This is a genomic window from Streptomyces spinoverrucosus, from assembly GCF_006539505.1.
Classification (GTDB): Bacteria; Actinomycetota; Actinomycetes; order Streptomycetales; family Streptomycetaceae; genus Streptomyces; species Streptomyces spinoverrucosus.
Genome location: NZ_BJND01000090.1, coordinates 16723 through 28323 on the forward strand (window position 1 = coordinate 16723; position 11601 = coordinate 28323).

11 protein-coding genes are annotated in these 11601 nt (G+C 70.9%); 6 read left to right on the forward strand and 5 right to left on the reverse strand.

From position 1 onward, the window contains the following. The first annotated feature begins 187 nt into the window (after positions 1-187). The 6 genes from SSP24_RS38480 to SSP24_RS38505 all read left to right on the forward strand — a co-directional run bounded on the left by SSP24_RS38480 (position 188) and on the right by SSP24_RS38505 (position 5431). Positions 188-1975: a phosphatidylglycerol lysyltransferase domain-containing protein gene (locus tag SSP24_RS38480; protein WP_141315272.1), complete on the forward strand. Its 1788-nt coding sequence runs from the start codon at positions 188-190 to the stop codon at positions 1973-1975. A gap of 308 nt (positions 1976-2283) precedes the next feature. Beyond that, entirely contained in the window at positions 2284-3144 is an 861-nt protein-coding gene (folP, locus tag SSP24_RS38485; RefSeq protein WP_141315274.1) for a dihydropteroate synthase, read from the forward strand. Next, the gene (locus SSP24_RS38490) at positions 3141-3644 is read left to right on the forward strand and encodes a nuclear transport factor 2 family protein (RefSeq protein ID WP_141315276.1); all 504 of its coding nucleotides are present in this window, start codon (positions 3141-3143) and stop codon (positions 3642-3644) included. Before folP ends, SSP24_RS38490 begins: the two co-directional genes overlap by 4 nt. Positions 3645-3918: 274 nt before the next feature. Continuing rightward, positions 3919-4278 carry a dihydroneopterin aldolase gene (gene folB / locus SSP24_RS38495; RefSeq protein WP_141315278.1) on the forward strand — a complete coding sequence of 120 codons (360 nt, stop codon included), beginning with the start codon at positions 3919-3921 and terminating at the stop codon, positions 4276-4278. Continuing rightward, positions 4275-4886: a 2-amino-4-hydroxy-6-hydroxymethyldihydropteridine diphosphokinase gene (gene folK, locus SSP24_RS38500; protein ID WP_141315280.1), complete on the forward strand. Its 612-nt coding sequence runs from the start codon at positions 4275-4277 to the stop codon at positions 4884-4886. The genes folB and folK overlap by 4 nt, the downstream gene beginning before the upstream one ends. A 56-nt stretch (positions 4887-4942) precedes the next feature. Then, the gene (locus SSP24_RS38505; protein ID WP_141315282.1) at positions 4943-5431 is read left to right on the forward strand and encodes a DUF3180 domain-containing protein; all 489 of its coding nucleotides are present in this window, start codon (positions 4943-4945) and stop codon (positions 5429-5431) included. A 42-nt stretch (positions 5432-5473) separates the two neighbouring features. Here SSP24_RS38505 and folE read toward each other — a convergent pair whose 3' ends face one another. From folE to SSP24_RS38530, 5 genes are all read right to left on the reverse strand, one after another. After that, entirely contained in the window at positions 5474-6079 is a 606-nt protein-coding gene (gene folE / locus SSP24_RS38510) for a GTP cyclohydrolase I FolE (protein ID WP_141315284.1), read from the reverse strand. Between the two features lie 140 nt (positions 6080-6219). After that, entirely contained in the window at positions 6220-8259 is a 2040-nt protein-coding gene (ftsH, locus tag SSP24_RS38515) for an ATP-dependent zinc metalloprotease FtsH (protein ID WP_141315292.1), read from the reverse strand. A gap of 185 nt (positions 8260-8444) precedes the next feature. Beyond that, a complete protein-coding gene (gene hpt / locus SSP24_RS38520) occupies positions 8445-9005 on the reverse strand; it encodes a hypoxanthine phosphoribosyltransferase (protein ID WP_141315294.1) in 561 nt (186 codons plus the stop codon). A 53-nt stretch (positions 9006-9058) separates the two neighbouring features. Further along, complete coding sequence (gene tilS / locus SSP24_RS38525; protein ID WP_141315286.1) at positions 9059-10099, reverse strand: tRNA lysidine(34) synthetase TilS; 1041 nt, start codon at positions 10097-10099, stop codon at positions 9059-9061. A gap of 197 nt (positions 10100-10296) precedes the next feature. Then, positions 10297-11424, reverse strand: coding sequence for an Rv3626c family coenzyme F420 biosynthesis-associated protein (locus SSP24_RS38530; protein ID WP_141315288.1), 1128 nt, complete (start codon positions 11422-11424; stop codon positions 10297-10299). Between the last annotated feature and the right edge of the window lie 177 nt (positions 11425-11601).

Sequence of the window (11601 nt, forward strand, 5' to 3'; positions counted from 1 at the left end):
AGCCACCGCGTGGCCTCGGAACACAGCCACCGCGCGTCCTTTGAAACGGCTTTGCGAAACGCAGTGAACCTCGCCCTCCGTCCCGTCGTCCTAGAGGGCGCAATGTCGTCGGATGCCCGAATCGGCACCGGATGCCAACTCACGTGCAGAACTACGGGATGCGATGTCTGTCAGGGAAGATGAGGAAATGAGGCGGCGGCGCCGCCGGCTGCGCGGACCGCGTCCCGAGTCCGTTCCCGTCCTCGTCGGCAGGGCCTGTGCCCTCGTCGGCATCGTGGACATCGCCGCCGGCGTCTTCCCGCGCTTCCGGCACAGCCGTATGCACGCGCTCGCCGAGGTGCTGCCCGGCGCGCTCGGACCGTTCGCGGCCGCGCTCTCGCTCAGCGTCGGCGTGCTGTTGCTGCTGCTCGCCCACGGGCTCAAGCGCGGCAAACGCCGGGCCTGGCGGGCCGCCGTGGCGCTGCTGCCGGCCGGGGCGATCGCACAGTTCACCTACCGGCACTCCCTGATCGGCCTGATCATCTCGCTGGCGCTGCTCGCGGCGCTGGTGCGCCACCGCGACCAGTTCGCGTCCCTGCCCGACCCGCGCAGCCGGTGGCGTGCGCTGGCCAACTTCGTACTCATGGGCGCCGGTTCGCTCGCCCTGGGCCTGGTCGTCGTCAGCGCGCACCCGCACAGCCTGATTGGCGACCCGTCCCTGGCCGACCGCATCACCCACGTCCTGTACGGCCTGTTCGGCTTCGAAGGCCCGGTCGCCTACCAGGGCACCACCTCATGGACGGTCGGCGCCTCCCTGGGCGCGCTCGGCCTGCTCACCGCCGTCACCACGATCTACCTCGCCCTGCGCCCCGAACACCCCGCCGCGCGGCTCACCGAGGACGACGAGATCCGGCTGCGCGCCCTGCTGGAGCGGCACGGCGGCCGTGACTCCCTCGGCCACTTCGCGCTGCGCCGTGACAAGGCCGTCGTCTTCTCCCCCAGCGGCAAGGCGGCGGTGACGTACCGCGTGGTCTCCGGGGTGATGCTCGCCAGCGGGGACCCCATAGGTGACGTGGAGGCCTGGCCGGGCGCCATCGAACGGTTCATGGACGAGGCACGCGCGCATTCGTGGACGCCCGCCGTCATGGGCTGCTCCGAGACGGGCGGCGAGGTGTGGACCCGCGAGACCGGCCTCGACGCCCTCGAACTGGGCGACGAGGCGGTGGTGGACGTCGCGGATTTCTCCCTCACCGGCCGCGCCATGCGCAACGTGCGACAGATGGTCAAGCGCATCGAGCGTGCCGGTTACGAAACCCGAGTACGACGCGTCCGTGACCTCGGCGAGGCCGAGCTGGACCGGATCCGCCGCGCCGCCGACGACTGGCGCGGTACCGACAGCGAACGGGGCTTCTCCATGGCGCTGGGCCGCATCGGCGACCCGGCCGACGGCGACTGTCTCGTCGCCACCGCCCACAAGGCGGACGCCCAGCCGGGTCCGTACGGCGATCTGAAGGCGATCCTGCACTTCGTGCCCTGGGGCACGGACGGGGTCTCGCTGGACCTGATGCGCCGGGACCGCTCGGCGGACCCCGGCATGAACGAACTGCTGATCGTGGCCGCGCTGCAGGCGGCGCCGAAGTTCGGCATCGCGCGCGTGTCACTCAACTTCGCGATGTTCCGCTCCGCCCTGGCGCGCGGCGAGAAGATCGGCGCGGGCCCGGTGCTGCGCGCCTGGCGCGGCCTGCTGATGTTCCTCTCCCGCTGGTTCCAGATCGAGTCCCTGTACCGGTTCAACGCCAAGTTCCAGCCGCGCTGGGAGCCCCGCTTCGTCGTCTACCGGGCCTCCGGCGACCTGCCGCGCATCGGCCTGGCCGCCCTGCAGGCGGAGGGCTTCCTCAACCTCGGCCGCGCCCTGCCGCGCCCCCTGCGGCGCCAGAAGGCCACCGCGCGCCCCTGCGCGCACGCCGTCACGGAACGGGACGTACGCGCGGCCTGACCCGGACAGGCCCGAGCGGCAGCCCTCGCCCCCCAGCCCTGGGGTCTGCCGCTCGGGCCGCACCACCCTGCCGAACCGGCCAATCCGGGCGCACGCCCCCTGCCGGTCCCGCCGCGCCGGGCGCACCACCCTGCCGATCCTGCCGCGCCGGGCTGGGCCGGGCCGGGCCGCACCACCCTGCGGTCCTGTCGAGCCGGGCGCACCCCCCTGCCGATCCTGCCGAGCCGGGCACACCACCCCTACCGGTCCCGCCCGGCCGGGCCTCCCACGTGGGGAGCCCGCCCCCACCCTGGGCCTACGCTGAACGTATGAGCAACCACAGCGGACGCGGGCGGATCGCGGGCCTTCCGGAATGGGACCGCTGCGCGGTCATGGGAGTCGTGAACGTCACCCCCGACTCCTTCTCCGACGGCGGCCGCTGGTTCGACACCACCGCCGCCGTCAAGCACGGCCTCGACCTCGTCACCGAGGGCGCCGACCTCGTGGACGTCGGCGGCGAGTCCACCCGCCCCGGCGCCACCCGGGTCGACGAGGCCGAGGAGCTGCGCCGCGTCATCCCGGTCGTCCGCGGCCTCGCCTCCGAGGGCGTCGTCGTCTCCGTCGACACCATGCGCGCGTCCGTCGCCGAACAGGCCCTCGCCGCCGGCGCCGCCCTCGTCAACGACGTCAGCGGCGGCCTCGCCGACCCCGCGATGATCCCGGTCGTCGCGCGGACCGGCGCCCCCTTCGTCGTCATGCACTGGCGCGGCTTCCTGGAGGGCGGCAACGTCAAGGGCGTGTACGACGACGTCGTCACCGAGGTCGTCGACGAGCTGCACGCGCGCGTGGAGGCCGTTCTGGAGGGCGGCGTCGCCCCCGACCGGATCGTGATCGACCCCGGCCTCGGCTTCTCCAAGGACACCGAGCACGACCTGACCCTCCTCTCCCACCTCGACCGCCTGCGCACCCTCGGGCACCCCCTGCTCGTCGCCGCCTCCCGCAAGCGCTTCCTCGGCCGCGTGCTGGCGGGCCCGGCCGGCTCCCCGCCCCCGGCGCGGGAGCGCGACGCGGCCACGGCCGCCGTCTCCGCGCTGGCGGCGCACGCCGGCGCATGGGCGGTGCGCGTGCACGAGGTGCGTGCGACGGCGGACGCGGTACGGGTCGCACGCGCCGTGGAAGGAGCCCGGTGAGCGCCCCCCACACCGACGTCGAGCAGGTCGAACTCGCCAACACCGCCTTCTACGAGGCACTGGAGCGCGGCGACTTCGAGGAGCTGTCCACGCTCTGGCTCACCCCGTCCGACCTGGGCGTCGACGAGACGTACCACGACCCGGCGGACACCGGCGTGATCTCCTGCGTGCACCCCGGCTGGCCGGTGCTCACCGGCCGCGGCGAGGTGCTCCGGTCGTACGCCCTGATCATGGCGAACACCGACTACATCCAGTTCTTCCTGACCGACGTCCACGTCTCGGTCACCGGCGACACCGCCCTGGTGAGCTGCACGGAGAACATCCTCAGCGGCGGCCCCGTGCCCGAGGACGGCGAAGGGCCCGGTCCGCTCGTCGGCCAGCTGGTGGTCGCCACGAATGTGTTCCGGCGCACACCCGACGGCTGGAAGCTCTGGTCGCACCACGCCTCCCCGGTGCTGACCGAGAACGCCGAGGACGAGGAGGACGAGCCGCCCGCGTGAGTGGGTAGGCGCACCAGGGCCGAAAGGACCGCACGGGGCCCGAAGGGACCAAGAAGTGGTTGGAATCACGAACCCGCGGGTATGGGCGGCTACCAGCCCGTGAGCCACCGGATTCCCCAGGGGAAACATGCGATGAAACCTCCCGGCCCCCGCCGGACCCCGCGCCCCCGTGGCCCGGGATTGTCGGTAGCCGCAGGTAGATTCGTTCGAGGCCGGTGTGCCGCCCGCACACGGTACGGACCGGTCGCACCCGACGATTGCAGGAGTGATTCGCGTGGATCGTGTCGCGCTGCGCGGCCTGAAGGCCCGCGGGCACCACGGTGTGTTTCCCAGGGAGCGCGAGGAGGGCCAGACCTTCATCGTGGACCTCGTCCTCGGCCTGGACACGCGCCCGGCCGCGGCCGACGACGACCTGGCGAAGACCGTGCACTACGGCATCGTGGCGGAGGAGGTCGTGGCCGTCGTCGAGGGCGAGCCCGTCAACCTCATCGAGACGCTCGCCGAGCGCATCGCCCAGGCCTGTCTGAAGCACGAAGGGGTTCAGGAGGTCGAGGTCACCGTCCACAAACCGGACGCACCGATCACGGTCCCCTTCGACGACGTGACCGTCACCATCACCCGGAGCCGAGTATGACCGCGTTCTTCACCAAGGGTCACAGCGACCCGACCGTACAGCCGGTACCCGCCTCCGTCGTCGAGAAGGTCGACGCCGCCGACACCACCCTGCACAATCCCAAACGGGCCGTGATCTCCATCGGCTCCAACCTCGGCAACCGCCTGGAGACGCTCCAGGGCGCCATCGACGCCCTGGAGGACACCCCCGGCGTACGCATCAAGGCGGTCTCCCCCGTCTACGAGACGGAGCCGTGGGGCGTCGAGCCCGGCACCCAGCCGTCGTACTTCAACGCGGTCGTGGTCCTGAAGACGACCCTGCCCCCGTCCTCCCTCCTGGAGCGGGCGCACGCGGTCGAGGAGGCCTTCCACCGGGTCCGCGACGAGCACTGGGGCCCTCGCACCCTCGACGTCGACATCGTCTCGTACGCCGACGTCGTCTCCGACGACCCGACGCTCACCCTCCCCCACCCGCGCGCCCACGAACGCGCCTTCGTGCTCGCCCCCTGGCACGACGTGGACCCCGACGCCCAGGTTCCCGGCCGCGGTGCCGTCGCCGACCTGCTCGGCGTGGTCACCCGCGACGGTGTCGCTCCCCGCGCGGACCTGGAACTCCGGCTGCCCGAGTAGTCGTTAAGGTCGAGACGGCCAACAGTCCGGGGCATCCGGGGAACCGAAGGGACACCGTGAGAGAGCTGCGCATCAGGGTGCTGGCCGGCGTCTTCGTCGTCGCCGGGATCCTGTCCTGGGCGGGCGCCCGCCTCTGGAACTCGATCGGTACGCTCCCGAGCGTCCCCCTCGCCGCCCCCATCGTGCTGGCCCTGATCGCCGCGGTACTGCTCGCCACGGCGCTCTCGATCCGCGCCCGCCTCAGGGCCCAGCGCGAACGCCGCCCCGAGGCCAAGGGCGTCGACCCCCTCATGGCGGCCCGCGCGGTCGTCTTCGGCCAGGCCAGCGCCCTGGTCGCCGCCCTCGTCGCCGGGATGTACGGCGGCACGGGCGTCTTCCTGCTGGAGTCCCTCGACATCCCGGCCCGCCGCGACCAGGCCATCTACGCCGGCTGCTCGGTCGTGGCAGGCATCGCCGTCATAGCCGCCGCCATCTTCCTGGAGCACGTCTGCAAACTCCCGGAGGACGACGAACACAACGGCGCGGGGACGGCTCCGGCGGCGTGACACCGCGGCTCAAGCCGCCCCGAAAAACGATCAGCGCACGGCTCAGCGAGCCATGATCAGGCTCATCGCCTCGTTCCGCGTCGCCGCGTCCCGCAGCTGGCCGCGCACCGCCGACGTGATGGTCTGCGCACCGGGCTTGCGAATGCCCCGCATCGACATGCACATGTGCTCGCACTCCACGACCACGATCACACCCCGCGGCTCCAGGATCTCCATCAGGGAGTCCGCGATCTGCGTGGTGAGTCGTTCCTGCACCTGCGGGCGACGGGCGTAGACGTCCACGAGCCGGGCCAGCTTGGACAGCCCGGTGATCTTGCCCGAGGTGGACGGGATGTATCCCACGTGGGCGACGCCCCGGAACGGCACGAGGTGGTGCTCACAGGTCGAGTACACCTCGATGTCCTTCACGAGCACCATCTCGTCGTGCCCGATGTCGAACGTCGTCGTCAGCACGTCCTCCGGCTGCTGCCACAGCCCCGCGAATATCTCCTTGTACGCCCGCGCCACCCGCGCCGGTGTCTCCCTCAGGCCCTCCCGATCGGGGTCCTCGCCGACCGCGATCAGCAGTTCGCGGATGGCGTTCTCGGCGCGCTTCTCGTCGAACTCGCCGATTGTGCCCTCGCCGTCCAGCGTCACGGGGTCGGTCATGTGGTGCCTCGTTCCTGTGCCTGACGCGTGCTGCGACGCGTCCCATCTGTGCGCATACGTCGATGCCGCGCCCCCCAGGCTAGAACCAGGGTGGCGCGGCATCCATTCCGGGCCTGTGGGCCGCGGGAGCGGCCCGGGGCTCAGGCTTCGGGACGGTCCTCCGGGGCGGCCGGTTCGGCTGCCGGGGCGGGCTCCGTCGCCGAGCTCTTCGCGGTGATCGCCGCCGTCGCGCCGTTGGCGCCGTTCGTCAGTGCGAGCTCCTTCGGGGAGAGCACCGGCGGACGGGTGGACGGCGTACGGCGGGAGGAGCCGGTCCACGCGGGACGCGGCGGCCGCTTGACGATCGGGGCGAAGATCTCGGCGATCTCCTCCTTGCCCAGGGTCTCCTTCTCCAGGAGGGCCAGGACCAGGTTGTCGAGGACGTCGCGGTTCTCGACCAGGATCTCCCACGCCTCGTTGTGCGCGGTCTCGATGAGCTTCTTGACCTCTTCGTCGACGAGCGCCGCGACCTCCTCGGAGTAGTCGCGCTGGTGAGCCATCTCACGTCCGAGGAACGGCTCGGTGTTGTCGCCGCCGAACTTGATCGCGCCGAGGCGCTCGGTCATGCCGTACTGGGTGACCATGGCCCGAGCCAGGCCGGTGGCCTTCTCGATGTCGTTGGCGGCACCGGTGGTCGGGTCGTGGAAGACCAGCTCCTCGGCCGCGCGGCCGCCCAGCATGTAGGCCAGCTGGTCGAGCATCTCGTTGCGCGTGGTCGAGTACTTGTCCTCGTCCGGCAGCACCATCGTGTAGCCGAGGGCGCGGCCGCGGGACAGGATCGTGATCTTGTGGACCGGGTCGGAGTTCGGTGAGGCCGCCGCGACCAGGGCGTGTCCGCCCTCGTGGTACGCGGTGATCTTCTTCTCCTTGTCCGACATGATCCGGGTCCGCTTCTGCGGGCCCGCCACGACGCGGTCGATGGCCTCGTCGAGCATCTTGTTGTCGACCAGCTTCTTGTCGCTGCGGGCCGTCAGCAGGGCGGCCTCGTTCAGCACGTTCGCCAGGTCGGCGCCGGTCATGCCGGGCGTGCGGCGGGCGACCGCCGACAGGTCGACGTCGGGAGCGACCGGCTTGCCCTTCTGGTGGACCTTGAGGATCTCCAGACGGCCCTGCATGTCCGGGCGGTCGACGGCGATCTGCCGGTCGAAGCGGCCGGGGCGCAGCAGCGCCGGGTCGAGGATGTCGGGCCGGTTCGTCGCGGCGATGAGAATCACACCGCCCTTGACGTCGAAGCCGTCCATCTCGACGAGCAGCTGGTTCAGGGTCTGCTCGCGCTCGTCGTGACCGCCGCCGAGGCCGGCGCCGCGGTGGCGGCCGACCGCGTCGATCTCGTCGACGAAGACGATCGCCGGGGCGTTCGCCTTGGCCTGCTCGAACAGGTCACGGACTCGGGAGGCACCGACACCGACGAACATCTCGACGAAGTCGGAACCGGAGATCGAGTAGAAGGGCACGCCGGCCTCGCCGGCGACGGCACGCGCGAGCAGCGTCTTGCCGGTGCCGGGCGGGCCGTACAGCAGCACGCCCTTGGGGATCTTGGCGCCGACGGCCTGGAACTTGGCCGGCTCTTGCAGGAACTCCTTGATCTCCTGGAGCTCCTCGACGGCCTCGTCGGCACCCGCGACGTCCACGAAGGTCGTCTTGGGGGTGTCCTTGGTGATGAGCTTGGCCTTCGACTTGCCGAAGTTCATCACTCGGGAGCCGCCGCCCTGCATCTGATTCATCAGGAACAGGAAGACAACCACGATGAGGACGAAGGGCAGCAGAGACAGCAGGATGCTGACGAACGCGTTCTGCTTGGTCGGCGTGACCGTGTAACCGTCCGGAATCTGCTTGTTCTGGTACTTGTCCTGCAGCGTGGAGGCGAGGTTGGCGCCCTGGTCGCCGATGTAGCTCGCCTGGATCTTGGAGCTGTCCTCGATCTTTTCGCCGTCCTTGAGCGTGACCTTGATGGTCTGCTCGTCGCCGGTGGTCAGCTTGGCCGCTTCGACCCTGTTGTCATTGATCGCCTGGACGACCTGGCCGGTGTCCACCGTCTTGTAGCCCCCGGACGAGCCGACGACCTGCATCAACACGACCACGGCAAGGACGGCCAGCACGATCCACATGACCGGCCCACGGAAGTATCGCTTCACGTCCATCCATACGGAGCGGTGCCGCCCCGTCCCTCCTGCCATAGTGAGTTTGATAAAGACAGTTCTTCTGACGGTACCCCAGCATTGTTGCGCGAAGCCGCACGGGACGGCTGGCGAACCCGTCTGCATGCTCCAACGGCGCGAGGCCCGCTGGGGTTCCCGATCTCCCTACAAGGCTCCAGCCGTCCGGCTCAGCCGCCGTAGACGTGGGGCGCGAGCGTACCGACGAACGGGAGGTTGCGGTACTTCTCGGCGTAGTCGAGGCCGTAGCCCACGACGAACTCGTTGGGGATGTCGAAGCCGACCCACTCCACGTCGATGGCGACCTTCGCGGCCTCCGGCTTGCGCAGCAGCGTGCACACCTTCAGGGAGGCGGGCTCGCGGGAGCCGAGGTTGGAGATCAGCCAGGACAGGGTCAGGCCGGAGTCGATGATGTCCTCGACGATAAGGACGTGCTTGCCCTTGATGTCGGTGTCGAGGTCCTTGAGGATCCGTACGACACCGGAGGACTGGGTGCCCGCGCCGTAGGACGACACCGCCATCCAGTCCATGGTGAGCGGGGTGGACAGCGCCCGGGCGAGGTCGGCCATGACCATCACCGCGCCCTTGAGGACGCCGACGATCAGCAGGTCCTTGCCCGCGTACTCCGCGTCGATCTTCGCGGCCAGCTCGGCCAGCTTGGCGTCGATCTCTTCCTTGGTGATGAGTACCTGCTTGAGGTCGGCACCCATGTCTTTCGCGTCCACCCGCATCACTTTCGGTCGTCCCACCGGCCGCTCATCACCCCCCAAAGGGGAGCAAGGATTCAGCCTTGCCGAATCACCAGTCTGCCACCCTGGCGCTGGGCGACGACTTTGCCGGGGAGATTGATGGCTCCCTGACCGCGCCAGCCAGTGATCAGGCGGTCGACTTCCTCGATGTGACGGGCGAACAGCGAACCGGCCGGTGCACCGGCCTCGATGGCGGCCCGGCGCAGGATCCGGCGGCGTACCGCGGGCGGCAGGGCGTACAGCTTGGCGCATTCCAGGCCGCCGGCGGCGTCGCGGACGGAGGCCTCGGCCTGGCTGGCCCAGGTGTCGAGGGCGTCGGCGTCGTCGCGGGAGAGCTGGGCCGTCCGGGCGAGCGCCTCGACGACGCCCTTGCCGAGCGCCTTCTCCAGGGCGGGCAGTCCCTCGTGCCGCAGCCGCGACCTGGTGTAGGCCGGGTCGGCGTTGTGTGGGTCGTCCCACACCGGCAGGGACTGGACCATGCAGGCCTTGCGGGCGGTCTGCCGGTCGAGCTGGAGGAAGGGCCGCCGGTAACGGCCGCCGGCCCCCGAGACCGCGGCCATGCCGGACAGGGAGCGGATGCCAGAGCCGCGGGCGAGGCCGAGCAGGACGGTTTCGGCCTGGTCGTCGCGGGTGTGACCGAGCAGGACGGCGGCGGCCTGGTGGCGTACGGCGGCGGCGTCCAGGGCGGCGTACCGGGCGTCCCGGGCGGCGGCTTCGGGGCCTCCGTCGCGGCCGACGCGCACGGTGGTGGACTCGACCGGGTCCAGGCCGAGTTCGCGCAGCCGCAGCACGACCTCCTCGGCGCGCAGGTCGGAGCCGGGCTGCAGGCCGTGGTCGACGGTGATGCCGCCCGCGCGGATGCCGAGTTTGGGGGCCTCGAAGGCGACCGCGGAGGCCAGCGCCATGGAGTCGGCGCCGCCGGAGCAGGCCACAAGCACGAGCGGGGAGGGGGGACGCTCGTGGGGGTCGGCGGTGTGGTCGGCGGTGTGGGGGGTGGAGGTGTGCTCGGTGAGGATGTCGTGGAGGACGCGGCGGACCGCCAGGCGTATCGCCGCGACCGCAGGATGGGGACCCATTGTCCGGTTCCCTTCATGAAGTTTTTTCGGGGGGTGAGCCCGAGGCTCGGTCACTCAGAGTGTGTAGATGGTGACAGAACCGGGCCGTTCCCCGAGCATTGCACGCCTACCCATGGCTCACGGTCCCTCGGACGGGTGATTGGAGGGACGTTCGTCTGCCGTCGGCCGGATCCGGTTCACCACTCCTCACCCCACGCTCATGTCTCACTCCGGCGATGCACCCGTGCGATCCAGTCCGCCGGTTTGGCGATCTCCGCCTTGGTGGGGAGGGTGTTCGGGGAGGTCCACACGCGGTTGAAGCCGTCCATGCCGGCCTCGTCGACGACGGCCCGTACGAAGCGCTCGCCGTCCCGGTACTGCCTGAGTTTGGCATCCAGACCGAGCAGCTTGCGCAGGGCCAGGTCCAGGCGGGAGGCGCCCTTGGCGCGGCGCTGCTGGAACTTCTCGCGAATCTCCCCCACGGTCCGTACGACGTCCGGGCCGACGCCGTCCATCACGAAGTCGGCGTGGCCCTCCAGCAGTGACATGACTGCGGTGAGCCGACCGAGGATCTCCCGCTGGGCCGGGGTCTGCACCAGCTCCACCAGGGACCGGCCGCCGTCGTCCTCCTCGCCCTCGGGACGGCCCCCGGCGAGCGTCTGGGCGGCCTCGCGGATGCGTTCGAGGACGGTCATGGGGTCGACGTCGGTCTCCGCCAAGAACGACTGGATTTCGCCCTCCAGGTGATCACGCAGCCACGGCACGGCGGAGAACTGCGTGCGGTGCGTCTCCTCGTGCAGGCACACCCACAGGCGGAAGTCGTGCGGTTCGACGTCGAGTTCGCGCTCGACGTGCACGATGTTGGGGGCGACGAGCAGCAGCCTGCCGCCGCCGTTCTCGCCGGCCGGGAGGTCGCGGGTGGCCGGGGCGAAGGTCTCGTACTGGCCGAGGACGCGGGAGGCCAGGAAGGACAGCAGCATCCCCAGTTCCACGCCGGTGACCTTGCCGCCGACGGCGCCGAGGACCGCGCCGCCGGGGGTGTTGCCGCGCCGCTCCTGCATCTTGCCGAGCAGCGGCTTGAGCAGTTCCCGGAAGCCGGCGACGTTGGCCCGGACCCAGCCGGGGCGGTCGACCACGAGGACGGGGGTGTCGTGGGTCTCCTCGGTGCCCATCCGGGTGAAGCCCCGGACGTGCCCCTCCGAGGCCTTGGCGTGCCGGCGAAGCTCCGCGACGACGGCCCGGGCCTCGTCGCGGCTCACTTCTGGGCCCGGCCGCACGAGCCGGGTCGCGGTCGCCACCGCGAGGTTCCAGTCGACCATCCCGGAAGAAGCACCGATGCTCGTCATGCGTCAACCGTACGTGAGCGGTCCCACTTCGGGCAGGGCGTGACGATCGCCGGGGGCGGGGCCCGCACTTCGGCGCTCGGCTCAGCGGGAGGCCGTCAGCGCCGTCGCCGCCCGATCCAAGGCCGCCCGGGCCGCCATCGCGACCCGCCTCGGGCACGGCCTGACGATCACCCGGCA

Bases quoted from the DNA above. Each gene is read 5' to 3' on its own strand.
- SSP24_RS38480 (WP_141315272.1), top strand. From the start codon at position 188: ATGAGGCGGCGGCGCCGCCGGCTGCGCGGACCGCGTCCCGAGTCCGTT.
- ftsH (WP_141315292.1), bottom strand. From the start codon at position 8,259: ATGGACGTGAAGCGATACTTCCGTGGGCCGGTCATGTGGATCGTGCTG.
- hpt (WP_141315294.1), bottom strand. From the start codon at position 9,005: ATGCGGGTGGACGCGAAAGACATGGGTGCCGACCTCAAGCAGGTACTC.
- folE (WP_141315284.1), bottom strand. From the start codon at position 6,079: ATGACCGACCCCGTGACGCTGGACGGCGAGGGCACAATCGGCGAGTTC.
- tilS (WP_141315286.1), bottom strand. From the start codon at position 10,099: ATGGGTCCCCATCCTGCGGTCGCGGCGATACGCCTGGCGGTCCGCCGC.
- folP (WP_141315274.1), top strand. From the start codon at position 2,284: ATGAGCAACCACAGCGGACGCGGGCGGATCGCGGGCCTTCCGGAATGG.
- folK (WP_141315280.1), top strand. From the start codon at position 4,275: ATGACCGCGTTCTTCACCAAGGGTCACAGCGACCCGACCGTACAGCCG.
- SSP24_RS38530 (WP_141315288.1), bottom strand. From the start codon at position 11,424: ATGACGAGCATCGGTGCTTCTTCCGGGATGGTCGACTGGAACCTCGCG.